General features: G+C 62.0%; 33 protein-coding genes. 19 read left to right on the plus strand and 14 right to left on the minus strand.

Going from position 1 to position 25,079, the window contains the following annotated elements:
* Nucleotides 1-100: 100 nt before the first annotated feature.
* From XH89_RS10610 to XH89_RS10620, 3 genes are all read right to left on the minus strand, one after another.
* Nucleotides 101-1,213 (minus strand): DUF1236 domain-containing protein, encoded by a 1,113-nt coding sequence (locus XH89_RS10610; RefSeq protein ID WP_194467012.1) that lies wholly within the window; start codon nucleotides 1,211-1,213, stop codon nucleotides 101-103.
* Nucleotides 1,214-1,367: 154 nt separating this feature from the next.
* Complete coding sequence (locus XH89_RS10615) at nucleotides 1,368-2,423, minus strand: glycosyltransferase family 4 protein (protein ID WP_194467013.1); 1,056 nt, start codon at nucleotides 2,421-2,423, stop codon at nucleotides 1,368-1,370.
* 132 nt (nucleotides 2,424-2,555) lie between these two features.
* A complete protein-coding gene (locus tag XH89_RS10620; RefSeq protein WP_194467014.1) occupies nucleotides 2,556-2,765 on the minus strand; it encodes a hypothetical protein in 210 nt (69 codons plus the stop codon).
* 173 nt (nucleotides 2,766-2,938) lie between these two features.
* Between XH89_RS10620 and XH89_RS10625 the strand changes: the two genes are divergently transcribed.
* Nucleotides 2,939-3,361, plus strand: a complete 423-nt coding sequence (locus XH89_RS10625; RefSeq protein ID WP_246767788.1) for a hypothetical protein — start codon at nucleotides 2,939-2,941, stop codon at nucleotides 3,359-3,361.
* Between the two features lie 166 nt (nucleotides 3,362-3,527).
* Here XH89_RS10625 and XH89_RS10630 read toward each other — a convergent pair whose 3' ends face one another.
* Entirely contained in the window at nucleotides 3,528-3,782 is a 255-nt protein-coding gene (locus XH89_RS10630; protein WP_194467015.1) for a hypothetical protein, read from the minus strand.
* Nucleotides 3,783-4,030: 248 nt separating this feature from the next.
* On the opposite strand from XH89_RS10630, the gene rocF reads away from it, so the two are divergent.
* The 4 genes from rocF (at nucleotide 4,031) to XH89_RS10650 (ending at nucleotide 7,369) form a co-directional block, all read left to right on the plus strand.
* Nucleotides 4,031-5,008: an arginase gene (gene rocF / locus XH89_RS10635; RefSeq protein WP_194467016.1), complete on the plus strand. Its 978-nt coding sequence runs from the start codon at nucleotides 4,031-4,033 to the stop codon at nucleotides 5,006-5,008.
* A gap of 161 nt (nucleotides 5,009-5,169) precedes the next feature.
* Entirely contained in the window at nucleotides 5,170-6,441 is a 1,272-nt protein-coding gene (gene soxC / locus XH89_RS10640) for a sulfite dehydrogenase (protein ID WP_194467017.1), read from the plus strand.
* A complete protein-coding gene (locus XH89_RS10645) occupies nucleotides 6,428-6,967 on the plus strand; it encodes a c-type cytochrome (RefSeq protein WP_194467018.1) in 540 nt (179 codons plus the stop codon). The genes soxC and XH89_RS10645 overlap by 14 nt, the downstream gene beginning before the upstream one ends.
* Before the next feature lie 117 nt (nucleotides 6,968-7,084).
* Complete coding sequence (locus XH89_RS10650; protein WP_194467019.1) at nucleotides 7,085-7,369, plus strand: hypothetical protein; 285 nt, start codon at nucleotides 7,085-7,087, stop codon at nucleotides 7,367-7,369.
* Nucleotides 7,370-7,372: 3 nt separating this feature from the next.
* Here the strand turns inward: XH89_RS10650 and XH89_RS10655 are convergent, their stop codons facing one another.
* From XH89_RS10655 to XH89_RS10665, 3 genes are all read right to left on the minus strand, one after another.
* Complete coding sequence (locus XH89_RS10655; RefSeq protein WP_194467020.1) at nucleotides 7,373-8,587, minus strand: mandelate racemase/muconate lactonizing enzyme family protein; 1,215 nt, start codon at nucleotides 8,585-8,587, stop codon at nucleotides 7,373-7,375.
* A gap of 600 nt (nucleotides 8,588-9,187) precedes the next feature.
* Nucleotides 9,188-10,435: an NRAMP family divalent metal transporter gene (locus XH89_RS10660; RefSeq protein ID WP_194468437.1), complete on the minus strand. Its 1,248-nt coding sequence runs from the start codon at nucleotides 10,433-10,435 to the stop codon at nucleotides 9,188-9,190.
* Between the two features lie 250 nt (nucleotides 10,436-10,685).
* Nucleotides 10,686-11,423, minus strand: coding sequence for a Crp/Fnr family transcriptional regulator (locus XH89_RS10665; protein ID WP_246767789.1), 738 nt, complete (start codon nucleotides 11,421-11,423; stop codon nucleotides 10,686-10,688).
* A 361-nt stretch (nucleotides 11,424-11,784) separates the two neighbouring features.
* Between XH89_RS10665 and XH89_RS10670 the strand changes: the two genes are divergently transcribed.
* Both XH89_RS10670 and XH89_RS10675 read left to right on the plus strand, forming a co-directional pair.
* Nucleotides 11,785-11,958 (plus strand): DUF3606 domain-containing protein, encoded by a 174-nt coding sequence (locus XH89_RS10670; RefSeq protein ID WP_194467021.1) that lies wholly within the window; start codon nucleotides 11,785-11,787, stop codon nucleotides 11,956-11,958.
* Nucleotides 11,959-12,065: 107 nt separating this feature from the next.
* Nucleotides 12,066-12,314, plus strand: a complete 249-nt coding sequence (locus tag XH89_RS10675; protein ID WP_194467022.1) for a hypothetical protein — start codon at nucleotides 12,066-12,068, stop codon at nucleotides 12,312-12,314.
* Between the two features lie 50 nt (nucleotides 12,315-12,364).
* Here XH89_RS10675 and XH89_RS10680 read toward each other — a convergent pair whose 3' ends face one another.
* Nucleotides 12,365-12,550: a hypothetical protein gene (locus tag XH89_RS10680; RefSeq protein ID WP_194467023.1), complete on the minus strand. Its 186-nt coding sequence runs from the start codon at nucleotides 12,548-12,550 to the stop codon at nucleotides 12,365-12,367.
* 217 nt (nucleotides 12,551-12,767) lie between these two features.
* Between XH89_RS10680 and XH89_RS10685 the strand changes: the two genes are divergently transcribed.
* From XH89_RS10685 to XH89_RS10695, 3 genes are all read left to right on the plus strand, one after another.
* Nucleotides 12,768-13,028, plus strand: a complete 261-nt coding sequence (locus tag XH89_RS10685; RefSeq protein ID WP_194467024.1) for a hypothetical protein — start codon at nucleotides 12,768-12,770, stop codon at nucleotides 13,026-13,028.
* A 242-nt stretch (nucleotides 13,029-13,270) separates the two neighbouring features.
* Nucleotides 13,271-13,519, plus strand: a complete 249-nt coding sequence (locus tag XH89_RS10690; RefSeq protein WP_194467025.1) for a hypothetical protein — start codon at nucleotides 13,271-13,273, stop codon at nucleotides 13,517-13,519.
* A gap of 133 nt (nucleotides 13,520-13,652) precedes the next feature.
* Entirely contained in the window at nucleotides 13,653-13,910 is a 258-nt protein-coding gene (locus tag XH89_RS10695) for a hypothetical protein (protein WP_194467026.1), read from the plus strand.
* A gap of 77 nt (nucleotides 13,911-13,987) precedes the next feature.
* On the opposite strand, the gene XH89_RS10700 is transcribed toward XH89_RS10695, so the two are convergent.
* From XH89_RS10700 to XH89_RS10725, 6 genes are all read right to left on the minus strand, one after another.
* Entirely contained in the window at nucleotides 13,988-14,296 is a 309-nt protein-coding gene (locus tag XH89_RS10700) for a hypothetical protein (RefSeq protein WP_194467027.1), read from the minus strand.
* A gap of 100 nt (nucleotides 14,297-14,396) precedes the next feature.
* Complete coding sequence (locus tag XH89_RS10705; RefSeq protein ID WP_194467028.1) at nucleotides 14,397-14,588, minus strand: hypothetical protein; 192 nt, start codon at nucleotides 14,586-14,588, stop codon at nucleotides 14,397-14,399.
* Complete coding sequence (locus tag XH89_RS10710) at nucleotides 14,585-14,785, minus strand: hypothetical protein (protein WP_194467029.1); 201 nt, start codon at nucleotides 14,783-14,785, stop codon at nucleotides 14,585-14,587. Before XH89_RS10710 ends, XH89_RS10705 begins: the two co-directional genes overlap by 4 nt.
* Nucleotides 14,786-15,026: 241 nt before the next feature.
* The gene (locus tag XH89_RS10715) at nucleotides 15,027-15,227 is read right to left on the minus strand and encodes a hypothetical protein (protein WP_194467030.1); all 201 of its coding nucleotides are present in this window, start codon (nucleotides 15,225-15,227) and stop codon (nucleotides 15,027-15,029) included.
* A 19-nt stretch (nucleotides 15,228-15,246) separates the two neighbouring features.
* A complete protein-coding gene (locus XH89_RS10720; RefSeq protein WP_246767790.1) occupies nucleotides 15,247-15,576 on the minus strand; it encodes a response regulator in 330 nt (109 codons plus the stop codon).
* A 143-nt stretch (nucleotides 15,577-15,719) separates the two neighbouring features.
* On the minus strand, nucleotides 15,720-17,252 hold the full coding sequence (locus XH89_RS10725) for an FAD-dependent monooxygenase (protein ID WP_194467032.1): 1,533 nt from the start codon (nucleotides 17,250-17,252) through the stop codon (nucleotides 15,720-15,722).
* Between the two features lie 287 nt (nucleotides 17,253-17,539).
* Here XH89_RS10725 and XH89_RS10730 point away from each other — a divergent pair, with 287 nt between their 5' ends.
* The 9 genes from XH89_RS10730 to XH89_RS10770 all read left to right on the plus strand — a co-directional run bounded on the left by XH89_RS10730 (nucleotide 17,540) and on the right by XH89_RS10770 (nucleotide 25,028).
* Nucleotides 17,540-17,731 (plus strand): hypothetical protein, encoded by a 192-nt coding sequence (locus tag XH89_RS10730; RefSeq protein WP_194467033.1) that lies wholly within the window; start codon nucleotides 17,540-17,542, stop codon nucleotides 17,729-17,731.
* Between the two features lie 281 nt (nucleotides 17,732-18,012).
* Complete coding sequence (locus tag XH89_RS10735; protein ID WP_246767791.1) at nucleotides 18,013-18,990, plus strand: DUF4261 domain-containing protein; 978 nt, start codon at nucleotides 18,013-18,015, stop codon at nucleotides 18,988-18,990.
* An 81-nt stretch (nucleotides 18,991-19,071) separates the two neighbouring features.
* Nucleotides 19,072-19,710, plus strand: a complete 639-nt coding sequence (locus XH89_RS10740; protein ID WP_194467034.1) for an imm11 family protein — start codon at nucleotides 19,072-19,074, stop codon at nucleotides 19,708-19,710.
* Between the two features lie 395 nt (nucleotides 19,711-20,105).
* Nucleotides 20,106-21,764, plus strand: coding sequence for an AHH domain-containing protein (locus XH89_RS10745; RefSeq protein ID WP_194467035.1), 1,659 nt, complete (start codon nucleotides 20,106-20,108; stop codon nucleotides 21,762-21,764).
* A 335-nt stretch (nucleotides 21,765-22,099) separates the two neighbouring features.
* Nucleotides 22,100-22,360, plus strand: a complete 261-nt coding sequence (locus tag XH89_RS10750; RefSeq protein ID WP_194467036.1) for a hypothetical protein — start codon at nucleotides 22,100-22,102, stop codon at nucleotides 22,358-22,360.
* Nucleotides 22,357-22,683, plus strand: a complete 327-nt coding sequence (locus XH89_RS10755; RefSeq protein ID WP_194467037.1) for a hypothetical protein — start codon at nucleotides 22,357-22,359, stop codon at nucleotides 22,681-22,683. The genes XH89_RS10750 and XH89_RS10755 overlap by 4 nt, the downstream gene beginning before the upstream one ends.
* 28 nt (nucleotides 22,684-22,711) lie before the next feature.
* Complete coding sequence (locus XH89_RS10760) at nucleotides 22,712-23,038, plus strand: phage terminase large subunit (RefSeq protein ID WP_246767792.1); 327 nt, start codon at nucleotides 22,712-22,714, stop codon at nucleotides 23,036-23,038.
* Nucleotides 23,039-23,104: 66 nt separating this feature from the next.
* The gene (locus XH89_RS10765; RefSeq protein ID WP_194467038.1) at nucleotides 23,105-23,533 is read left to right on the plus strand and encodes a GNAT family N-acetyltransferase; all 429 of its coding nucleotides are present in this window, start codon (nucleotides 23,105-23,107) and stop codon (nucleotides 23,531-23,533) included.
* Nucleotides 23,534-23,759: 226 nt separating this feature from the next.
* Complete coding sequence (locus tag XH89_RS10770) at nucleotides 23,760-25,028, plus strand: CaiB/BaiF CoA-transferase family protein (RefSeq protein ID WP_194467039.1); 1,269 nt, start codon at nucleotides 23,760-23,762, stop codon at nucleotides 25,026-25,028.
* Nucleotides 25,029-25,079: the final 51 nt, after the last annotated feature.

Consider the following 25,079-nt stretch of genomic DNA (forward strand, 5'->3'; position numbering starts at 1 on the left):
AGCAGCTTCACTGTCGTACCTCCGGCAGCACAGATTCCCATCACATGTGAAGGGCCGCAATGTGCGGCCCTTCTTGTTCGATCAGGCAGCTCCTATCGGATCAATCGATCTCTTCGATCACGCGGCGTTCTTGCGGCTCGACGATGTAGGTGCGGCTGTCCCGGTTGATGTACCGGTACTCGCGAAGGGTCGGAGCATCCCGATACACCTCTTCCGGAAATGCCTCGATCTCCATGCCCTCCGGCACGCGCTCGCCGGTCCGGATCTCGGTGCGGACCGTGCTGCCGGTCGTCCGGCGCTCGCGCTCAACCGGTCGCGCTTTCGCGTGCTTGCGGATCACCTCACGGTCGTGATCGCTGAATGTTGTCTTGCGCTTCTCGATGGGTGCGGGCGCCGATGCTGTCGAGCGGCCGGAGTAGGGCAGGACCGCCACGATCTTGTAGCTGGACGGCTCTATGATCACGATCTCGTCCTTCACCAGGACGAAGTTGTAGCCACGATACTGCGGCATGATCTGGACGACGTCGGCCGGCAGCGGCTGCAGACGGACATCGCGCGGCACGACCGTACCGACCGATAGCGAGAAGTTCACCTTGGTCAGCGGCTGCACGTTCAGGTGCGAAATCGACGAGCTGATGCGTGTCCGCTGCTGATCGTCGATGTTCGCCGACGCATTCACATTGGTATTCGACGAACGGTCGGCCGTGTTCTGCTGATTGTTCGGCTGCTGGGCCGTATTGGTCGCGTTGCTGCCCGTCGGCGACTGTGCCTGGTTGGTGCCCGATGCCGGCGGATTTGCGCTCTGGGTATTCGAGGGAGGGGGAGGATTGGTCTGTGCCTGGTTCGAAGGCGTCGTGCTCTGATTGGAGGGCTGACTGGTTTGTGCCTGGTTGGTCGAAGTGCCCGAAGTCGGGGCCTGCGTGGTGTTGGTGCCCGAATTTGGGTTTGACGTCTGGCCAGCAGCGGTCTGACCAGTCGACGGCGGAGACTGCGTCTGAGCCGAATTCGTCGAAGGATTGGTCTGCGCAGATCCCGGAGACGAGTTGGATGACGGGGCGGACGTCGCAGGCGACGGCGTCGTCGTCGATGTGGAGTCCTGCTGACGCTGCGCAGCCGACGGGTTGGAGTTCGATGTGCTCGGAGAAGATTGCGCGAGCGCCGAAGTCGCGATCGCGACAGCGGCGGTTGTAGCCAGGAATAGACGCTTGTTCATTTGAAACCTCCTAAATGCGGATGTCGATCAACCCTCGCCGTGCTGCGCGGTTCCGATTCGGGAAGATTCGGCAATAGCGGGAGTTGTGTTTGTTGAGGGAGACCGCGGATTGCTGCTGTAGCGAAAGGACTGAAGCCGCCGCCGGAGCGGAACTTCAATCCCCGCCGGCCATCGGCAGTGGCGCACACGCGCGCATCAGTTGGCGATATCGACCTTCATACTCGCGCGCCATTCGGCTCGCGGCGAACCGCTCCTCGAAACGGGCGCGCACCCTCCTTCGATCGAGTCGACCAACTTCGTTGACTGCGGCGATCGCCTGTTCCTCGCCGTCCACGATAAAGCCCGTGACGCCGTCCTCCACGACTTCCGGCACCGATCCCGAACGGTAGGCGATGACGGGCGTTCCGCACGCCATCGCTTCGATCATGACCAGCCCGAAGGGTTCCGGCCAATCGATCGGAAACAGCAAGGCGGCTGCACCGGCGAGAAACGGCTGCTTGCGAATTTCGTCGACCTCGCCAACAAGCTGGATCTTCTTGCCGTCGATCTCCGGTTCGAGTCTTTTCTTGAAATAGGCCGTCTCCGCGCGGGGTATCTTGGCGGCGATGCGCAGCGGCATGCGGGCGGCGCGCGCGATACGGATGGCGTCTTCCGGCCCTTTCTCTGCGGTGAGCCGTCCGAGAAAAGCCAGGTACGAACCACTCTCGTAGCATGGCTGAAACAGATCCCGGGGCAGCCCGTGCGGAATCGTCGCGAGCCAGTTCGCGTCCGGAAGCGGACGGCGCTGGTTGTCCGAGATGGCAACGAATGGGGCTTTGGAAAACCTCGCGACTACATCGGATAGACCCGGAAGGTCGAGCCGGCCGTGCATCGTCGTCAGAAACGGCACCCCGGTCCGGCTCAGCACGGGCAGGGGCAGCCAGTCCACATGGGAGTGGATCACGTCGAAGTCGCGGGCACGCTCGGCGATGGCCTCAATCAGCAGCGCGCGGGCGGCGCTCGGATCGACGCCCCTCCGCCCCAGGCGGAGAGCCCGCGGCCAGACCGCGTGAAGCCTTCCCTTCGTATTTGAATCGCCGCTTGCGAACAGGGTGACGTCATGACCAAGCGCGACCAGCTCGTCCACCAACCAAGCGATCACCCGTTCCGTGCCGCCGTAAAGCTTGGGAGGAACGCTCTCGGCCAACGGTGCAAGCTGGGCGATCCGCATCCGACTAGGCCCCAAATGCGATGCGCAAGCCGATTACGATGATCGCCGAGATAACGAATGAAATGGCAAGCAACGTCCAACTCGGCCTTGTGCTTCCGCGGGCCACGCGCGCGACGAGCATTTTCATGCTCGTCAACATTCGTCTTCAGAGAGTCGGTGCAGGTAGGCTATCCCGAAGCTGGCGAGTTCTTCGGTATCGCTTTCGCGCTCTTCTCCTCTTCTGTGCAGGTGACGCTCCAGCAGACAGCGCCGGCTGTCGTGAGCGTCGATATCGGGACGCTGGGCCCGGTACACCGTCCATGCGGTCTCCGTTGCGTTCTTCAAGACGACTTCGTCGACCATGCTGTCTCTCCAAGGCGGACCCAGTCGCTGCCAACTCAAGGCACTTCGGAAGGTTTCCAGTTTTTCCCGCTCTTTAGACGAAGAGAGGAGACACACGCGGTCAGCAGCAACCATTGCCTATTTTTCCCGTTATCCACGGGGCGCAAGCAATGTGGATGTGAAAGGAAATTTCGATGAATAGGATCGCAATGTCGACACTGATGGTCGGCGCACTCGGTCTGAGCTCGGTAGCGGCAACGTCTCCCGCCGAAGCTCAGTGGCGAGACTGGGGACCGGGTATCGCCGGCGGCCTTGTTGCGGGCGCCGTGATCGGCGGGCTAGCCTCCTCGGCCTATGGCTGGGGGCCGGGCTACGGCTATTACGGATACGGTCCAGGCTACTACGGTGCTGGCTACTATGGCGGCCCCTACGCATACGACTACGACTATGGATATGATGCGCCGTACCGTTGGGGCAGCGGATACGCCACGACCACCTACTACACGCGGCCGGTCACATACGGCTATCGCTATCGCCGCGTCGTGCGCCCCGCCTATGCCTATTACCGCGGATCCTATCCCGTGGTGCGGCACCGCTGGCATCGCCACCACTGGTGAGCTCCTCGCTCCAGATCATGGGCCGTGCTCCGGATGGCGCGGCCTTTCTGGATCAGACGGCATTGGCCTCGGGCGATGTGAGACAACAAGCTGGCTGCCCGCGTCTTGTCCCGCGGCCAACTCGCTTCAATAAGAATCAAGGCTTCACGCTAATCGTTCGAACGTCCTAGCGCCGGCGCGCAACCGCTACGCCAAACAGGAAAGCCACGAACAGGCTGGCGAGGGGGGCTTCGCGTGTGATCGCCGCCACCGTGGAGAGCGGCCGTCCGGGCTTTCGCGCTTCATCTATGGCGTAGGTGAGCCGATCGACCGCCGCACGCAACCCTCCCGCGACCTCGCCGATCGTGTGGGACACATCGGTCGCTGCATCGATCGCGCGCTCGGTAATGCCGGGCTCGGAATTAGGCTGCGGTATGTCCATGCTCAAGCTCGCGGCTTCCAGACTCGACGAAGAACAGAGGCCGGCACCTTTGGCTATCCGCGCGTGCGCTCGTTTTGAACAGCGGGCCCGTAGACCTTTGGCTATCCGCGACAGGCGCCGTTTTGAACGGCGGGTGCCGACCTTGTAGTGAAAATGCCGCCCGCGGGAATTTGTTCCGGCTCCCCGTGAAACGACGGGTGCGAATCTCTGTTACGCTGGTGCAGCCTTGCTGACCTCAGGAGATTGCCGTGACCGATCGAACCACCATGGATCGAGCCCGGCGCATCGCGTTGCTGGGCGCGCCAATCGACATGGGCGCCTCGCAGCGTGGCACCTTGATGGGTCCCGCGGCGCTGCGCACCGCCGGCCTTGCAACATTGCTCGAAAGCCTGGACTTCGAAGTCGTCGATTACGGCGACCTCTCCGTGGCCGAGGTCAGGGACCTCTCCGACAGGCCCCCGGAAAAGGCCAATCACTACCGCGAAATCCAGCGCTGGACGCGCGTCCTCAGTCGTCGCGGCTATGAGATTGCGCAAACCGGTGCTCTGCCGATCTTCCTCGGTGGCGACCACACCCTGTCGATGGGCTCGGTCAATGCGATGGCGCGGCATTGGCAGGCGCGCGGACGCGAGCTGTTCGTGCTCTGGCTCGATGCGCACGCCGACTACAATACGCCGGAGACGACCATCACCGCCAATATGCACGGCATGTCAGCCGCGTTCCTGTGCGGCGAGGCGGGCCTGGATGGTCTGCTGGGCGATGATCCGCGCGCCTCGATTGACCCGGATAGACTCGACCTGTTCGGCGCACGCTCGATCGACAAGCTCGAAAGAGATCTGATGCGCGCACGCCGGATCAGGGTGGTCGACATGCGCCAGATCGACGAGTTCGGCGTCGCCGTGCTGATCCGGCGCGTCATCGAGCGGGTCAAGGCGAGCAGCGGCGTGCTCCATGTCAGCTTCGATGTCGATTTTCTCGATCCCTGTGTCGCGCCGGGCGTGGGGACCACGGTGCCGGGAGGCGCGACCTATCGCGAGGCGCATCTGATCATGGAGCTGCTGCACGATTCCGGCGTGGTGCGGTCGGTCGATATCGTCGAGCTCAATCCGTTCCTGGATGAACGCGGCCGCACTGCACGCACTGCGGTTGAATTAATCGGCAGCCTGTTCGGCCAGCAGATTACCGATCGGCCGACGCCCAGCAACGCGATTGCGCCAGGTGAGTGACGCGCTGGCTGTTTGTGCGCTGCAAGGGAATGGAACTGCTGTTGCGGCCGGTGGCTTTGGATCGGTCCTGAGCGAGATCGCTTGTTTTTGAAATGAGCGCGAATTGCAAATGCGCTTCGCGGAAGCTTTGATGCGGGCCGAGCTTCAGCCGAGGGTCTGCAATGAGCAACACGATCGATGCCAGCGACAAATCCGACAGGACCACGCGCCGCCGCTTCCTGCAAGCCGGCGGCGCAGTGGCAGGGAGTGTCGTCCTCGGAGCCGGTGCATCCGCCGCCGCGGAGACGGAAAACCTTCCGCCCAACGTCCCCGATTGGATGAAGGCACCCGGCGATCCCATGGGAAGCCAGCCCTATGGTGCGCCGTCGCCATACGAAAAGGGCGTCGTCAAGAACATTTCGAAGAATCTCAAGCAATACATCTCCGCGTCCGGCCGCACGCCGTTGCAGGAACTCGACGGCATCATCACGCCGAACGGTCTGTTCTATGAGCGGCATCACGGCGGGGTTCCGACCATCGACCCGGCGCAGCACCGATTGATGCTTCACGGCCTCGTCGAGCGGCCGCTGATCTTCACCGTTGAGGATCTCAGGCGCTTTCCGTCGGAATCGCGCATCCACTTTCTCGAATGCTCCGGCAATCCCGGTTACACCAAGCCCTATGGCAAGACAGCCTCGGACCTCGTTGGTCTTCTGAGCTGCGCCGAGTGGACCGGCGTCAGCCTGAAACTGGTGCTTCAGGAGGCGGGGTTGAAGCCGGAGGCCAAATGGGTGATCGCCGAAGGCGCCGACGCGGCAGCACTGACCCGGAGCATCCCGATCGAGAAATGCCTCGAGGATGCCATGCTCGTCTACAGCCAGAACGGCGAGCGGCTTCGCCCGCAGCAGGGTTATCCGTTGCGGCTGCTGTTGCCAGGTTTCGAAGGCAATATGAACGTGAAGTGGCTGAGGCGCCTGCACGTGACGGCGGAGCCTGCCTACTCGCGTGAGGAGACCTCGAAATACACCGATCTCCTGGCTGATGGCACGGCGCGCGAATTCTCCTTCTACATGGAAGCCAAGTCGATCATCACGCGCCCCTCGGGTGGCCAGCGTCTGAGCGGCCCCGGTTTTCACGAAATCACCGGGATCGCCTGGAGCGGCCATGGCAAGATCAAGCGCGTCGAGGTGTCCGTCGATGACGGCAAGAGCTGGAACGACGCGCGATTGCAGGATCCGGTGCTGACACGTGCCCTCACGCGCTTCCGCTTGCCCTGGCAATGGGACGGCAAGCCCGCTGTGATTCAGAGCCGCGCGATTGACGAGACCGGCTATGTTCAGCCGACGCTCGCCGAACTGCTCGCCGTACGTGGCGAGAATTATTTCTACCACAACAATGCAATCTGGCCCTGGCGCATTGCTGCCGACGGGGAGGTCATCAATGCGCTGGCATGAGATCTGCTGCGTTGCCCTGACTATTCTGTTCGGCATCGGAGCAAGTGAGGCCCAGGCGCAAAGTGCGTACAGCATCGGCCGGCCAGCCACGGCGGCCGAGATCGCGGGCTGGAATATCGATGTCGGACGCGATGGCAGCAATCTGCCGAAGGGAAGTGGATCGGTCAGTCATGGACGCGAAGTGTTCGCGCAGCAATGTGCGTCATGTCACGGCGAGAATGGCGAGGGTGGCATCGGCGATCGCCTCGTCGGTGGACAGGGTACGATAGCGACCGCCAAGCCGATCCGCACGGTCGGAAGCTACTGGCCTTATGCGCCGACGTTATTCGACTACATCCGACGGGCGATGCCGCAGAATGCGCCGCAGTCGCTGAGCGACGACGATGTCTACGCTGTGTCTGCTTATATCTTGAACCTGAACGGGTTGGTCGGAGCGGATGCGACGCTGGATGCCCGATCGCTCGCGGCGATCAGAATGCCGAACCGGGATAAGTTCGTTGGTGACGCACGACCTGATGTCAAGTGAAGGACATGAAATGGTCGAGTTTCCGGTGTTGGCTCGGAACTTGCTTCGATCGGACTGGAACTCGTTGGGCCAGCACGGCGTTGACCTAGCGAGAAGGACAAAGGTGCGGATTCTTCGATGGCAACAGATCGCTTCGCAAACTCCATCTCTATCGCGCTGCGCCATCCCGGCGTCATCGCGATGATCGTGGCCGCCGTGACGATTGCCGCGATGCTGATCGTCGACCACGGGCCATGGAGCCGCGCCAAGACCCAACCGGCTCATGTCGCAATGTATGCGACGACGGGCGAGGCTGCCCATGCGGTGGGCGCCAAGGTGCTTCCGACCGAGCCAAAATCGCCGGTCGAGCCGGAACGGCCGGGGCCGAAGACGTCCCCGACCATCAATCCGGTGCAGCCCTAAGCTTCAGCCCTTGCGGCCGTAGTTGAGAAGTCCTCCGGTCGTCTTCGGCGGATGAGCGCGAAGGGCCTCCTCGTTCGGCTCGGTGCCCCAACCCGGACGATCCGAAACGATCAGATGGCCGTTCTCGATCTGCGGCTCATGCGTGAACAGCTCGCTGTCCCAGGCGAGGCGGTCGATGTCTATCTCCATGATCCGCAGGTTTGGCACCGCCGCACAGAAATGCGCATTCATCATCGAGCAGAGATGGCCGTAGAAATTATGCGGCGCGACGTTGACCTCGAACGCTTCCGCGGCCGAGGCGATCTTCATCGACTGCCACACGCCATTCCAGGGCGTGTCGATGATCGCGACGTCCATCGCCTGTTCTTGGAAATAGGGCAGAAATTCACGCATGCCCAATAGCGTCTCGCAGGACGAGATTGGATGCGGGCTCTGCCGGCGGATGTAGCCCAGCGCTTGCGGGTTGAAGCTGTCGATCTCGATCCAGAACATGTCGAGATCGGCGATCTCGCGCAGGATCTTCAGATAGCCTTCGGTCTTGGCGTTGAAGTTGCAGTCGAGCAGGATGTCGACGTCGGGGCCGGCGCCGTCGCGCATTGCTTCCAGATGCATGCGCAGGTCGCGCAGGATCTTGCGGTCGACATTGATCTCGGGCGCAAAGGGGGAGCCGAAGCCGGGTCGCCAGCCGGTCGGCTTGCCGTCATCGTAAGAGAAGATATTGGTCTTGAGCGCCGTGAATTTCTTCTCGCGCACCTCCCGGCCCATCGCCTTGACGCCGTCGAGGCTCTCGATCGGCGGCTTGTACCAGGAGGGATGATTGATCCGCCATGTCGCACAATGCGACCAGTAAACCCTGATGCGGTCGCGGATCTTGCCGCCGAGCAGCTCGTAGCAGGGGACGCCGAGACACTTTGCTTTGGCATCCAGCAACGCATTCTCGATCGCGCCCAGCGCCTGGGCCACCACGCCGCCGGCGGCGGGGCGCGTGGCGGCGAACAGTTCGGCATGAATGCGCTCGTGCTGGAAGACGTTCTGGCCGATCACACGGGCGGATAGCCGCTGGATCGCGGCGCCGACACCGGGCGAACCAAAACCTTCGTCAAACTCACTCCAGCCAATGATGCCGTCGTCGGTCGTGACCTTGACGAAATGGTAGTTTCTCCAGCCGGCGTCGCAGGCGAGGAGATCGAGATTTTTTGCTTTTGATGAGTTTGCCATGTCGCTCCCTGTCGCCGTGCCGGGCGTTGTTGTTCTTATGCCCGGTCGAAAGCCCGGGCCCAGCCACGATTGTTAGGCTAGTGACGGATCGGCGTGAAGCCCGCCGAGGCACGGCCGGCAGCGCCTTTCGGCCTCATTGGGGGAAAAGCCCGTAGAATCCGATGGGGATAGCCATGATCTTTTACGGGATCGTCCCGAAATTGGGCCAAGCCCAGGCTTTTTTGGCCACAATCGGAACCGATCAAGTCGGCATGTAGTTCTGGCCATGATTTCGCTTCTGGCGCTCCTCACGATGAGTGGGGCCGCCATTTCCGATCGGTTTCTGACAGCCGATCAGCACGTCGCGCAAGGGGTGGAGTAGCGCGACAGGCGAGGGCGCTTTGTCTTTGGGGAGACAACAATGCTTTCAGTAGATCAGTTCTTGCGGTTCATCAGCGTGCCGGCCGTGTTCGCGGCCTTCGTCATTGCGTCTCAGATCTCGGCCGCGCTGACACCGCTCTAGAGCCTTTTCCGTTCCGATGGAATCGGAACGGGGCTCTAGATTCTTGTTTTGACGCGTTTTCTTGACGCGAACCGGTATCCACTTCGCTCGAAAACGCTCTAGCCGATCACGGACGAGCCGAGCAAGGCGAGGACGGCGAGCGCCATCAGCGCGGTGCCGAGCCATCCCAGCGCGACGAGCTGCGATCGGGCCCTGAAGCGCCCCATGATCGTCTTGTTCGAGACGATCATCATCATCATCGCCATGATGGGGACGGCGACGATGCCGTTGAGTACGGCGCTCCACACCAGCATGTGGATCGCGCCGATCCCCGTGAAGCCAAGCCCGAAGCCGATGATGGTTGCGGCGGCGATGATGGTGTAGAAGCCCACCGCCTTCTCGGGCCGTGCCTCCAGCGTCGCGCGCCAGCCGAAGATCTCCGCCACGCCGTAAGCCGCTGAGCCCGCCAGCACCGGGATTGCCAGAAGGCCGGTGCCGATGATGCCGAGGGCGAACAGTGCGAAGGTGAAGTCGCCGGCGAGCGGCCGCAGCGCCTCGGCCGCTTCTGTCGCCGAACCGATGTTGGTGACGCCGTTGGCGTTCAGCACCGCGGCCGTGGTCAGGATGATGAAGAACGCGATGCCATTCGACAGCAACATGCCGAGAGTCGTGTCGACCTTGATGCGCGTAAGCTCGGGATCGCCGCCGCGGCGTGTTTCCTCGCGCAGCGGTCGGTCGCGCTTGCCAAGGTTCATTTCCTCGACCTCCTGGGAGGCCTGCCAGAAGAAGAGATAGGGGCTGATCGTGGTGCCGAGGACCGCGACCACCATCATGAAGTAGTCGGCGCCGACATTCGCCTTCGGCCACACCGCGGCGAGTAGCGCAGTGCTCCATGGAATCTTCACGGTGAAGGCGGTTGCGACATAGGCGAACAGCGTCAATGTCAGGAATTTCAATACCGGCGCGTAGCGGCGGTAAGGCAGGAAAACCTGGAGCAGGGTCGAGCCGGCCGCGAAGATCAGTGCGTGCTCGTGGTTGAGCCCGCCGATGACGAGTGAAAGTGCCTCCGCCATCGCGGCAATGTCAGCGGCGATGTTGAAGGTGTTCGCGACAACCAGGAGCGTTATGAGCCCCAGCACCAGCCAGCGCGGTGCGAGCTCCATCACATTGGCAGCCAAACCCTTGCCGGTGACCCGGCCGATCTGCGCGCTCACGAGCTGAATCGCGATCATGAACGGCGTGGTCAGGAAGACCGTCCACAGCAGCCCATAGCCGAACTGCGCTCCGGCCTGGGAATAGGTGGCGATGCCCGACGGATCGTCATCGGCCGCCCCCGTGATCAGGCCCGGCCCGAGCCGTTGCAGCAGCGTCGGTGTCGGCTTGGCCGGCGCAGCGACCTTGTCAGGACTGGCTTGATGTTTGGATCGGTTCGACAGGACGCACCTTCCGGAAATTGCGAATTCAAGGCTTAAGCGCAAATAGAGCCGGAAAGTTCCAAGGCGAGCCGCGTGCGGGGCCTTCCCGTGACGGCGATTTAGCTTCGCTTCGAGACAAGAGCGTGACCCTGCCGCTTGCAGACACGCTTGAGGTGTTCGCTCATGGGAGATCGCCGCCCGTCTAGGTTGGCGGCGACAGATGCAAATAGCGGCCGTCGAACTGGGCGAGCTCCTGGAGCTTGTGCTCGTTGAGAATCCTTACAGTGCCGCGCTGAAGCTCGAGAACGCCGTCGACACGCAACTCGCGCAGGATGCGATTGGTGTGGACGCTGGTCACGCCCATGGCTTCGCCGAACTGCTCCTGTGTCAGCGGGATTGCGAAGGTGTTGTCGATCACCCGGCCGATCAGGCGCAGCCGCTCACGCAGCTCGACGATCAGATGCGCCAGGCGGTTGTAGGTTGAGCGTTGGCCGACATTGACGATCCATTCCCGCGACACGGCGGCATCGACCAGCGTGTCGCGCCAGAACATGTCACCCACGCCCGGGCGCTGGCGGATGAGGTCGTTCAGCGCCTTGTGAGCGATGAAAGCCAGCGTGCAATCGGACAACGCGATCAGGTCGTGATCAACGGTCGCAAAGTGGAGGTTCTGCAGATTAGGCAGGTCGCCGGGAATGTGGATCGACAGGATCTGGCGCCGACCATCCGCAATTGTCTTGGAGCGGACGCAGAAGCCGTCCGCAATCAGGCAGCATTCGCTCGGCTGTTCGCCGTCACGCAGCGCCGTCTGGTTCTCACGGTAGTGGCGAAGCGCGAACGGCAGTGCCGCGAGAGCCTGCAGGTCCTTGTCGTCGGCGCCGGTCGTCGTCTTCAAGCGCTGAAACAGCGGCGCCCAGATCATGTCGCTTGTCACGTTCACTCGGTCCCCCGCGCGACTGAGCGCGCGACGGCCAAAAAGCACAGACGCCGGCTTGTTGTTGACAACAAAGGTTAAATGACGCCGCCTCAGCTCCTGAACATTGTGGACGATGCGTTAGCGAAATGAGGGAACACAACAAATGTTAAGCGCGGCAAGGGCGGGGCGGGGCTCGCGAGTTAACATTTCTCAAGTCGAGGGCTCGCTCGGCATCGCACGCGAATCCATCGTGCGCCAGTCGACCATCTGGCCATAGCTGATTTTCCGAATTTAGTGCTTTCACGCGCGCAGGTCCCGCGCCGTGCGGCCGGTTCGGAACAGCGGGGGCATGGTGGCGTTCTTCTGTCGTGTGGAGGACGTCGCAATGGACCGCCTGACGAAGCGCGAACAGCCGGACCGCAGCAAGATCAACATGCACGAAGCCTGGGAGGTCAAGTACTGGACCCATGCGCTCGGCGTCTCCAGGGAGGAGCTGCAACAGGCCGTCGACAAGGTCGGCAATTCGGCCGCGGCCGTTCGCAAAGAGCTGTCGGTGTGAATGCTGGTCGTTCGACGGCTTGTGGCCTGCATGATTTCGACGCGCCGGCGTCGTCGGCAGGAACGGGCAACACAACTCGCAGTTCTCCTCGGAGGAGGACAACATCGATGAAAGCAGCAGCACTGAGTTTGGTCGTTTTACTGGCGATCCCTGCCGGCTATACCTCGGCCCACGCGACCCGCCACGTCCGCCATCACGGCTGGTTCAATTCGATGAACATGATGCACGCCCCCGGCCGTACTGCGGCGCGCATTGACCCAAACGGGACTGCGGGCGGGCCGACCAGCGTCAGCGGCACCGGCTCGTCGAAGTATGGCGGGAATAATCCGGGCGCACCCGGCTCGGCGCGCCAGTAAGCGCGCGCGACCAAACAAGCCCGGCCTCCCCGTGGACGCCGGGCTTTCGTCTATTTGATGCTGACGAACATGCCCCAGGCGGCGGCAAGCGCCGCGCCGGTGAAGACGATCATTGGGCTGTCACAGAAGGCGCCGCCGTAGCTGCACACATCGGCGCCGAACGAGCCGAGCTCATGGCGGCCGGCCGAATAGAACAGTCCTGACAGGCCGAGTAATGTGGCGGCGACGTAGTACATTGGCTCCCTCGCGTGAGAACGAACATGTGCCAGCATGGAGCGGAGAGATTTCGTTCCGCCGAATCCGCTCCCATGCATTCGATTAAAGTTTGAGCCATCCGAGAAAACGTCCGCATCTTGATCGCGATCGCGATTGAACCTGCATCCTCTCCGGCGACACCAAGACAGGCAGAGCTATTGCCTCGGTCGCAGCTCGTGTCGGTGAACGGATGCCTGCATGAACCCCGCTCTTGACCTGCTCTACCGCCTGCTTGCGATCGGGATCAGCATCTATTGGGCCCGCAAGGCCTGGTATGGCTATGTCGAGAGAAAGATCCTGTTCGTTAACGATGACTGGCTGGATTGGTCGAGGTGGTCGCGGCAAATGTTTTACCGGGACACCATGCCGATCCGGTACTGGATGCAACTCGTCGGCACGGCCTTCGGCTCGCTGCTCTGCCTCGTCGGCGCGATCATCGGCTGGCAGCCGAATGGCTGAGCGATCGATACGGCCGGCCATTGCGACGAAACAGTCTTGAAACACTCCTGAAACCAGATCGTTCTGAACTCCCTCGCTGTTGGAACCGACCAACGGAGCGAAAAGGAGATAGCCATGATCCAGGTTGGTTCTAAGGAAGAAGTTGCGTTGCTGCTGGCGCTGTTCGGGACCCATACCCAGCCCGTCAGGAAGCCGAAGCCCAAGTCGCAGTCCAAGTCGCAGCAGGGCTGAGATACCAGCCCATGCCGGGTTTGGCCGATTGCCTGAGCTTCTTGCGTTTGCTGATTGCGCGCGGAGACCCGAAAGGCATTCCGCTGGCGATGAGCGCCATCGACGACTACCTGGCGATGGCGCCGGTCAGCGCCGGCAGGCGGGGCCTGCGCGTGCTCCAGCAGGATGCGCTGGAGCTGCATGTCAGTTCGGTTGGCGTGCAACGCTCGTTTGCCGAGACGGTGGACGCCTATATCGAGCGGAAGCTGGCGGAGGAGTGAGGCGCTCGGGCGCTTGCTCCCCGTTCCCCAAAAGATTCCCCAAAAGATCCCCAAGAGAGCTGGCACCGCTCTTGCTACATGGCGTTTCAATCGCGGCCCGGCCAATCGGGCCGTCCCAGATTGAGGCGATCACATGCAGTCAACGTCCCGTTTCGAAGCGACCGCGTCCTTGCAGCTCCACGCTCTGATCTCCGACCTGCACTGGCGGGTCCAGATGCTGGAGCGCGATATAGCCGAGGAGGAGCGCAGTGCCGGCAATGCCGATCCCGGCAGTGCCACCTATTCGATGCTGGCCCTCGCGCTACGCGCGCGCAGGGACAATCTGCGGACCTCGATCGCCCTGCTGGAAGCGCGGGTCGCGCGCGCCGCGGAGTTGCATCAAGCGGCCTAGTTACCCCCGGCGCCAGAACAGAACGGACGCGGCAGGAGATCCTGTCGCGTCCGTATCTTCGGTTCGGTTCTGCCGGATTACTGCGTCGGCGGCAGCACCGCCTGCGAAGTCTGCTGCGGCAGATTGCTGTAGGTCGCGCTCTCCTTGGTGCAGATGTCCCTGAACACGATGACGCCGGGCTGGGGATATTCCTTCACGAGGCAATTGCAGTTGTTGTTGACGACGGGAGCGGACGTCGCGGGCGGCGCCGCCACCACGGGCCGCTGCACGACCACCGTCTTCTCCACCACCGGCGGCGTCGGGACATAGACCGGCTTGGTCACGACCACCGGCACTGGGACCGGCCGCACGATGACCTGGGGCGGCACCGGCCGCGGATAGACCACGACCTGCGGCGGCGCCGGGTGGGGACCGTCATGCGGGATGATCGCTGCGTGGTGATGCCGGGCGTTAGCGCGGTTCGCCCGCGGATCGCGTCGGCCTTCGTCAGGCCTCGGGCGGCTGCAGGCCCTTCAGCACACCGATCTTCCGACCGAGCTGCCAGACCTCGACGTCGCCGCGGCGCGCGAATTGCCGCGCGTAGGCGAGGGCGGAGGTGTCGGACGTCGCCTCGAAAGCCTCCGCGGAGCGGAAGACGCCATCCTCTCCGACCAGATAAGCGCGATATTGCTGGATCATGTCGGCGCCCTCAGGCCGGGCGAATGCAGCCAGGCGTCGATCTGCATCGCCGTCTCGTCCTGCCGCGCCCGGCGCAGCAGCATCTCGCGACGCCGTCCCGGCGCAAGCGCGCGCGCTTGCTCGCGGAGCTGCGCGGCTTCCTCTGCGAGCCGCTGGTGGAGTGTCCTGGTCTGCTTGAAACGACGCCGCTTCGGCATGGCGCTGCTCCCTGTTCGGGTGAGGCGGGAGCGCGATCGGCGTTCTCATCACCGATATCTGCCACGGGCCTTGCGGTGATGCGTCAACCCTACGCCGTTGCGCGGAACGCGTCTGTATCTTTTGTTGGCATGGCGAAGATTCAACGTGCGTCATTTTCGATACGTCATCTCGGCCTTTTGAGCGACCTACTCATTTTCATCATTCGCAGCTGGGCCGCATTGGCCTGGCGAGCGCGACGAGCTAATCGTCCTTCGAGAGATCGACCGGCCTCGCAGGAATTCCGATGCTGCCGCCCTCGCCGTGCACGAGATCGCGATCGTTGCTTTCGGTCTTGTCCGCGTCGTCGATGACGGCCTGCTGCGTGTCGCGCGCGCTGTCGTTGCGCGGTGGCGGCGCCGGCATGTTTCGGGAGGTCTTTTTTCGGGAGGTCTTGGGTGTCATGGTGGTCTCCTGATCGGGGTCAACAGGCACCGGTGGTCTGCCTCATCGTCTTGGCGAGGTCCTCGAGGGAAAAGGGCTTGCGGATCATTGGGAGGCCGCCGCGACGCGGTTCGCGGCCGGACAGTTGAAGAACCTTCAGGTTGGGGCGGGCACGCCGCGCGAGCTCGGCCAGTTCATGACCATCCATGCCAGGCATATTGATGTCGGTGATGAGGATCGAGATCGACTCGTTCTGCGCGAGGAGTTCGAGCGCTTCCGGTCCACTCTGCGCCGCAACCACCTCGCAACCGAGCTCTTCAAGCATGCTGGCGATCACGTCGAGGACGCCGGCGTCGTCGTCGACAACCAAAACGGTATGACTCATGGGCGATAGTTCCTTCGCTGAAGAAACGCGCGCGACGCGTGCACAGTTCCGTCGACCCGGCACGTCGCCTCGTCATGTCTGATATTTGTGACACGTTGGTCCTGCAGCGCCTTCGACGATTCCGCGCGTTAGCTGGCAGCTCCAAACCAGGTCGTCAGCGCCTCCGGGAGTCCGCCGTGGTTCTCATGTTTGACCCACGCCACGTGGCCGTCGGGCCGCACCAGCACGGCGGCCGGCGGTGCGACCGTTCCGAGGGCGGGAAGCTCCCAAGCGCCGTCATAGCTGGCATCGATGCGCGTGACACGATCGGCCCAACGCGAGATGTCGGGCGAGATGTCGAGAACGTCGGGCCCGCCGAAATTCAGCAGCACGCCGCGCGCCTCGTGCAGCAGCGTGAACGGCCGCAGGGTGCGGCCCTCGACTGTTAATGCCAGATCGGGCATGCGGCGGCCGAGCAGGGGATGCCCGTCGCCGAGATCATAGCGGATGTCGAGCCCGCTCATCATCGCGCCATAGCGCTTGCGCGGCTCGTCCATCGCGAGCAGCTCGGAGACGATTTCGCGCGCGGCCTTGCGGCCGTCGTCGTTGCGGCGGAGCAGGGCGATCTGCGCCCTCGTGTTGCGCAACACGCGGGCGGCCACGGGATGGCGTTCGGCATGGTAGCTGTCGAGCAGGCTGTCGGGCGAAATGCCCTTCACCACCTGCGCCAGCTTCCAGCCGAGATTGACGGCATCCTGCAAGCCGGTGTTGAGGCCCTGTCCGCTGACGGAATGATGGATGTGCGCGGCATCGCCGGCGAGCAGCACGCGTCCGTTGCGATAGCAGACGGCCTGCCGCGCCGCATCGGTGAAACGCGAGATCCAGGACGGGCTATGGACGCCGAAATCGGTGCCGTAGACCGCGATGAGCGCCTCGCTGAGATTGCGCAAGGAAGGCTCGCCGCTGCGATCGCGCGTTGCTTCGGTGAGAACGACCAGCACGCGTCCATTCTCCGTCTGGCTGAGGCCGTGAAAGCCTGTCGCGTCGTGACGCAGGCCCCATTGCGGGGCCGCGCGCATTGCGACCTCGGCCATGAGATTGCTGAGCGTCGGATCTGTGCCGGAAAACTCGATGCGTGCTGCCTTGCGCACCAGGCTACGGCCGCCGTCACAGCCGACCAGATAATCCGCGCGCAAGGTCGCGCCGCCGGCGAGCGTCACGTCGACGCCCGTGTCGTCCTGCACGACATCGCTCACCTCGCGGGCCCGATAGATAGGAACGCCTGTTTCCTCCACCCAGTCGGCCAGGATGCGTTCGATGTGGCTCTGTCGCAGCGCGAGGCCGTAAGGGTGCCTTGTGGGCAGATCGCCGATGTCGAGCCGCGTCCAGGCAAAGCCGGCGAGCTGCGTCACCTTGCCTTCGCGCAGGAAGCGATCGGCAACGCCACGCTGATCGAGGATCTCGATGCTGCGCGCGTGCAGGCCGCCGGCGCGCGTGCCGGTGAGATCCTGGCTGGCGCGGCGCTCGACGATGGCGACATCGGCTTTCGCCAGCGCCAGCTCCGCCGCCAGCATCAATCCGGTCGGCCCGCCGCCGGCGATCAATACGGCATGATGCGGCGCCAGGGCGCGCGCGTGTGCAGTGCGGGCGCGCGTGCGTGACGTCGGAAGCAGCACAGGCATGTCATGACCCCTCGGCTAGGTGTGAGGCGAGGGGGTCTACACCGAGGTGAGCGGCTTGAAGCAAGCCCCTTGCACACCACATATTGAGGTGGGAGGACGGCCTTCGCCGTCCCACGTGCTGCGCCTTTGACACGTCGGGCAAAACACTGGCACAATGCCATCATCGAAAAAGTGAGGCCCGCGCGGAGGCGATCCGCAGCGGGCTTTTTTGATGTCGCGGCATCGCGCCGGCCTTTGCCGCAGGAACCCGCAGCGGCCCCGGACATTTGTATCGTCCGGAGGAGCCCATGCTGACGGACGCTGACATCGCCATGCTCTGCGACATCGGCCAGTCCATCGCCTTCAGTGATGACAGCCACGAGCAGCTATTCCGGCTCATCGCCGACGGCTATGTGCAGAAGGACGGCGACACCTACGAGCTCACCCCCAAGGGGGAAGCTGCCGTGGTCGATCGCGGCGCGGGACTGAACGAAGCGTGATGGCGCTGGCGTTGCAGCGCAAGCGCCCTGTCGCGTTTACTCGAGACGCCGCGACTTCGGGTCCGCAAGTGAAAGCCTGGCACGAGGCACCGCGCGCAAATTCGCACCGCGAGGGGCGTTAGGAACCTTCAGTTCCAGACCGGATTTGGTCTCGTGCCGGCATACCGCCGATTGGCCGGCTGGAATGGCGGCTCCGGCGCCCCAAGCCCCCCGTCATGCGCCGGAGCCGTTTTCGGTTTAGCCTAAATCAGGCTTGACCCGTCGGGCAAAACACTGGCATAGTGGCATCATCGGAAGAGTTTGGTTCGGCCCGCGCGGAGCAATCGGCGGCGGGCATTTTGTTTTTGGAAATGGCGCTGGCAGAGCACCATTCTCCGCGCCGAATTTGGGCCTCTACAGAAAAATTTGTCGATTTTGTTCTTGTTTCGTTCTATAAAGTATGCTCAACCTTAGGGCGAGCAGACCATGGGCGTGAATCCCCCTATGAGGCGGCGATGAGTAAATCGTTTCTTGCGCTTGTCTTGCTGGAGAGGCCGGTAACGCCCGACATGGTCGCGCTTGCCGAGGCGGTCCGCAGACGGCATCCGGAATTGGCAACGAAGATGGATGTCGGCCAGGGGTCTGCCGGTGGGTCGGTTCTCCGCTGTGGTGATCAACTGATTGCGGTTATGTCAATGCCGGCGCCCATTCCGCAGGATCCAGGGTTGTGGTCGCGCGCGGCTCCGGCCTGGCCCGAGGCAGGCACCGTTGCAGCGCGACACCGCGGTCATTTGATCGTCTCGGTGCTCGGAAAAAACCAGCCATTATTGTCCAAGGCTCGTCTGATGACGGCTGTTATTGGCGCGTTGATCGCGACAGCGCCGGAATGCTGCGCTGTCGTGTGGGACGCCAAGGTCGCGCGTCCAGCGGATCTTTGGCTGCACCTGTCCAGGCAATCCTTCGCGCCGTTTCCCGACTATCCCTTCCCGCTCTGGGTCGATGTCCTCCCTTTCCGCTCGCGAAAAGGCATCGGTGCTGTAACCCTGGGCCTGACCGCTTTTGTAGACCGTGAGATCCAGTTCGAGTCCTCCAGGCTGCCGCTCGATGCGCTGGTCGAAAAGGTGGAAGGCCTCGTCGTCTATCTCATCGAGCACGGACGCGTGCTTAAAGATGGCGATACCTTTGGCGGCGATGCCAAAGAGCGCATGGCGATTCGTTACAAGAATTCCGATCAGTTCAATGGAATGCCTGTGTTTCTCTGTACTGACGGCTCGCTTTAGTGGAGCATAACGAAGCAGATGGGCATTGCTCAGCAGTGTCGCTCATGAAAAGCTGAGAATGAGACACATTCAGAGAGCGCAATGATGACTGCATCCCCCGGCGAACAGCGTCCACGGAGGCTCCGGGCAGTCGCACACCAGAGAAGGTTTTACCGAGTCAACGCTTTTCGATCGCGCGGCGAGGCATTCCACTTCGAACTGGAGAATGAGAAGGAGCTCCCATGTGGTTTAGAGCGCATCTCTGACTTGGCAGAAACTCCACGCTTCCTTTTTGATAAGTCCGCGGCACGTCGTCCGCGGGATCTTGCACCCTTTTTTTATGCATGGCTGATCTCCGATCGGACAAAGGCTGTGTTCGAGTCGGTCGATCCGAACGGGTTTGTGTTTGCGCAATGCGCGGTGCGAGTCCCGAAGGGAACCTGGGATGGGCCGCCATATTGGCTCTGTCAAGTCGTTCGTGTTCTCGACGCACTGGATGAGGGCCGGTCACGTTTGAAGATTGGTATCAGCGACGATCCACGTAAGTTGGACTTCGGTCAAAAGTGCTATGATTTTTTCGGTCGAACCGAGCTTGTCTTTCGGGAAGACTTGATCGGCGATGCCCATATGTTTCGTATGGCCTATCACGACTCCTGGGCAATATGCGACGAGGAGCTGAAGAACGCCTGCAAGTCGGCAGGCCTGAAGATATACTTTACTGATGTTCTGAAGCACGGGTGAGACAAAGCGATCTTCAGCTCTGCCTCACTGCAGTCGCTGGCACGGCATACGCAGAAGATTTGGATTAGGCATCTCCGATGTGTCACCCGATCTCTAGCTCATCATAGTTACATCTCTTCGTCTCTGTCGGCTGCCGTCGCATCTCGCCCCGACGATGGCATTTGCCCGTCCTCATCGGTTCTCTGAACCGAAACGCGAGACTGCGTGATCAAGCTTCTCACCGACCCGCACTGAAATCATCAGTTTACCCGGATAGATGCGCGTACGCCGAGAACCCGCGGCGCCCGACCCATACGCGCGCTATTGCGCGCCGCATTTTTTCTCCGCCTGGCGAAGTCAGTCAAACAGCCAACGACATTCAACACGCGCGAAGTCTGCGCCCATTTGGGGACGCCATGGGTATTCTGTGGGAACATCATATCATATCGCAGAAATTCGAAGATCACAGCGCATTTCGGGGCTTGAATAAGCAGACGCTTGGCGTGCAGGCTCCGCAGAACCTGATCTATCTGCCGGCAGACTATGAGTTGGCCAGAAAGATGGGCGTGTCGCCACACCCAGGCGGGCATGATTTTCGTTACTACGAAGCAGTCGACGAGACTCTTGATTTGATCGCAACAATCGAGGATCCAAATCTTCGGGCGAAGGAGATACGCGACTTGATGGATGCAATGCGCGTTGGTCTCATTAATGGCGATCTCTACACCAATGTGCCGATTGGAGGGACCGGCGAAGAAGTGGCTCGAGGAGTTGAGACCGTCGTCAAAAATTATGCAGGGTATCGGGCGAAAAATAGGAATCAAGTTAGAGCGCTAGCAGAATTTGACCGGAGAAGTGCGGGGACGGGCAATGACCATCTTGGGAAGTGGTCCGCCATCCTCGGGCATGCGGCGAGAGAAAAGCTGCTGAGCAAAGCGATTCGGGAGAACCCGCGACTTAACATCACTTCGGGGAACAAGGACTTGGCCGGAACGCCATGGCAACAGAACTTCGTGGCTACTGATGACAGTTTCCGTGTTCCAGGCTCGGAGCCTGTCGATCCGAATCACGTTCCACAGTTGCCGGGCTTCATTCCATCTCCGCTTGCAGAGTTCGCTCCGGAAGGCTTCACCCGGAGCGACCCGAGTTTGACCTATGGATTGTCTGGCTTTCCTGCGGGCGGTCCGGATTGGCAACAGTTCGGACAACTGCCTTCAAGCACCGCCGCGCCATCGATGCCTCAGATTCTCCAATTCAATCCGGAATCCGGCGACGTGATGAGATTCATGTCCGATGGATCGCCAGCGCTGGGACCCAATCCGTACGAGATGCCTCGTAACCCGAACGATCCGTCCCCGCTTCTTGGGCTGGGAGTATTCGGGGCTGCGATGGTAGCGCCTGAGCTGCTAGCAACGTTGCCGGCGTGGGCGTCGGCCTTGAGCGCCCTGGGTATAACAGGTGCCGCAGCGAGCTCATCTGCCGATGCAAAACCAGGCAATAACTCCAGCGGCGGGGTTTTTGCCACCGGTGCGCCTCCGTATAATCCGTTCAGCACAGATGCCGCATCGAACGCGAGCAGAAGCGGTGGCCTGCCACTCGGAGCTCAATCCAGCGCACAACCGTCGATGGGTAATACTCTCGATCAGCAGCCGGTGCACTCCGATACTTTCGGCGATCGTTTTGGCAACTGGCCAGGAACTGCGCCTGTTGCGACACCATCCACACCGTTCGGTCAGTTCTCGGCCCCGGCCGCTCGCACCGCCGGAGCAACTGCGCCCGACGAAGTCCGGCGCCTCGCCCGCGTGAACACTTCGAACGCTGGCAGCAGCGTGTTTGAATCTGGAAGCGCGCCGGTACCCTATCTGCCTTCTTCTGAATTCGACGATCGATTTGGCAATTGGCGAGTAGAAGGAAAGTGGCCACAGCAGGCTAGCAGCCCGGTTGGCACATTCGCTGATGAGCCGAGCTATGCTATTCCACCGCCGATCTGGGGATTGGAAGCCCCAACGAACCCGCGACATGATTCAGAAGAATGGTTCTCTCGTTGGATACGGCCACTTCTTCGCCAAGACTAGAGATCCATAGCCGAGTTTTTCAACCCAGCTTAATGTTGCTTGACCCGTCGGGCAAAACACTGGCATGATGGCATCATCGAAAGAGTTTGGTTCAGCCCGCGCGGAATGATCCGCGGCGGGTTTTTTCATGGCATCGCGTTCGCTGCGGGATCGTAGCGCCGCGATCTAATGTCAAATCGAGCTTTGACACGTCGGGCAAAACACCGACATAATGGCACCATCGAAACGAGTTTGTGAGGCCCGCGCGGAAACATCCGCTGCGGGCTTTTTCGTTTCGACTTCGAGATCGGACGGCGTCTCGCGCATCGCGGCCTCGCCCTCGTTGAAACGCGTTCATGGAGCGCCGATCAGCGCGCCGCCGTCCGAACCATTTTATTGGCCGTGCACGCGCGAACGTGCCGGCCCGCGGCGCGAGCCCTTTGCTTGCGCCGCCGCGGTCTCCGCAGGACGGGGATAAGGTTCGCGCCGAAACGATCGCGCGTCGTATCGCGATCTGCCGCACTGTTGTTTCTGTTGGAGGAAGGATGACGGTCTATCTGATATCGCTTGCCCTCGCGGGCCTGGTCGCGATTGTCGTGTGGGAGATTTTTGCATGAGCGACGGTCTTGAACACGAGCCTGAGTTCGCAGACGTCTACCGGCCCGTCGCCAGGAGAACGTCGAAGGCGCGGACGTTGACCGAGATACGCTCCCTGGCGCGCTCTCATACCAGGACGGCCATCAATGTCCTCGTCGGCGTCATGCGGAGCGACGAGGCGACGCCGGCCGCTCGCGTCTCGGCCGCCAACGCGATCCTCGATCGCGGCTGGGGCAAGGTGGCGCAACCGCTCGAGAACAGCGATGATGGCGTGCTGGAACTGATCCACCGGATCGAGCGCATCATCGTGCATCCGGAAAAGTCTGGCAGCGGGGAGTCCTAGCGTCGTCGCTGGAGAAGAGGCGCTCACCATGTCCACCCTGAAAATTCCAACGGCCAAGATCTTCGAGCCGCTGCTGAAACCTGCGCGCTACAAGGGCGTTTACGGCGGGCGTGGCTCAGGCAAGTCGCATTTCTTCGGCGAACTCCTGGTCGAGACCTGCCAGGCCGAGCGCGGCACGCTTGCGGTTTGCATCCGCGAGGCGCAGCGGACGCTGGCGCAATCCTCGAAGCGGCTGGTCGAGGGCAAGATCGAGAGTCTCGGGCTCGGCCACGGTTTCAAGCTCTTCAGCGACAAGATTGCGACCGGATTGATGGGAGCCGTTTGGCTCGGCGTGAAGGTCGTATTGGGCAAATGAGCTTCTCTTCATTGTGACCTTGTCGCGCGGCCGATTTGGGCCGTTTCATTCCCGATGGATCCCGTCATGTACAGAATTCGTATGGTCGATGCGTCTTATGACGACGTCGTCGATACCCTGGCTGATCTGCACCGGCTGACGTTCTTTGATGCTGCGGCGATGCCGCAATTCGACCTTGGAGCGTGGTGGCTCGCCTATCGCGGTGATGATGCGGTCGCTTTTGCCGGCGTCATGCCGTCCGCTTACGCGCGGAATAGTGGCTACTTCGCCAGGGTTGGGGTGGTTCAGCGGCACTGGGGCAGGGGGCTCCAGCTCCGACTGATGCGGGCGATCGAAGCGCGCGGTCGGCGCATCGGATGGGACGGCATCGTCTCCGATACGACGGACAATCTCGTTTCCGCGAATAACTTCATCAAGGCGGGCTATCGGCTCTACGAACCCGAGGTGCCCTGGGCCTGGTCACATACGCTCTACTGGCGAAGGTCGCTCCGCTGAACCGGGTTTCCCGTGCTGCGGAAGGAGACGCAACGCCAGACGGCATGTGCCGACCCAAGTGCGATCTTCCAACAGGAAAACCCGAGGACCCGGCAGCCTGAGTGCTGCCGGGTCTTTTTGCGTATTGAAGCGTTGTCGTTGAAGTACTTGCGAAGTTGCCTGCCCCGGGCTTTAGTTCGCTTGCGGGAAATTCGGCGAGCACAAGCCGATGTAAGGGAGCCTAGGAATGTCCACCAAGCCTCAATTGCCGGAACGTTCGTCGCGAGCGGCTGGAGGACCAACTGCGCTTGATGGCCTGCTGGTCATCGATTTCACGCGCGTGGTCGCGGGGCCCGCCTGCACACAGACGCTCGCCGACTTCGGGGCGCACGTCATCAAGATAGAAAACCCTGATGGTGGCGATGACACGCGCGCCTATGAGCATGCCGAGATCGGCGGTGAGAGCGCGGCCTATCTCAGCCTGAACCGCAACAAGAGCGGCATCGCGCTTGATCTCTCAGTTCCGGTGGCTCGCGAGATCGCGCTGGATCTGATCCGCAAGGCCGACGTGGTCGTGGAGAATTTCTCCAGCGGGGTCATGAAGAAATTCGGCCTCGACTATGAGGCCGTCGCGCCGCTCAATCCGCAGCTGGTCTATTGCTCGATCTCCGCATACGGCCGTACCGGACCGTTCGCCTCGCGCCCGGGCTTCGATCCCATTACGCAAGCCGAGAGCGGATTCATGTCGCTCAACGGGTTCGCCGATGGCCCAGCGGTTCGTACCGGCCCGCCGATTGTCGACATGGCGACGGGGATGTCGGCTTGCAATGCCATCCTGCTGGCGCTCTTGGCGCGGGATCGGCTCGGTCGCGGACAGCATGTTGAGGTCGCACTGTTCGACGTCGCCATGGGAATGACCGGCTTTTATGGCATGGCCTATCTGATTAATGGCGAAAACCCCGGACGGTTCGGCAATTCGCCGAGCGGGTCTCCCACCGTCGGTGTTTATGAGGCATCGGATGGTCCGCTTTACATGGCATGCGCCAATGATCGGCTGTATCGACGGCTGGTGGTCGAGGTGCTGAACCGGCCGGATCTCATCAACGAGCCGCAATTCGCCACGCGCAAGGCGCGTTCCGAGAACAAGGAGCTTTTGCGTGCTGCCATGGCGGAAGTGTTCGCGAGCGACACGCTCGAGACCTGGATGGCGAAGATGAAGCTGGCCAATATTCCAGTCGGCTATCTCCGGACCGTCGAAGAAGGATTCAATGCACCCGAAGCGCGCGAGCGCGCGCGCCTGAGCCGGATCCCGCATCGTACGGCGCAATGGGTGCCGAACATCGAGCCGCCGATCAGCATGAGCTTAACGGCGGCAGTTGATCCTATAGCAGCGCCGTTGCTGGGCGAGCATACGGAAGACGTCATGCGCGAGACGCTTGGTTACAGCGAGAACCGGATTGCGGCATTGGCCGAACAAGGGGCATTCGGGCCACGCAAGGCCACCACGCCGGGCTGAGTGCCGCACCAGCTTGATTTGGCAAGGTTCTCGCAGCATAAAGGAGCCGGA

The sequence above is a fragment of the Bradyrhizobium sp. CCBAU 53340 genome (genome assembly GCF_015291645.1).
GTDB lineage: Bacteria > Pseudomonadota > Alphaproteobacteria > Rhizobiales > Xanthobacteraceae > Bradyrhizobium.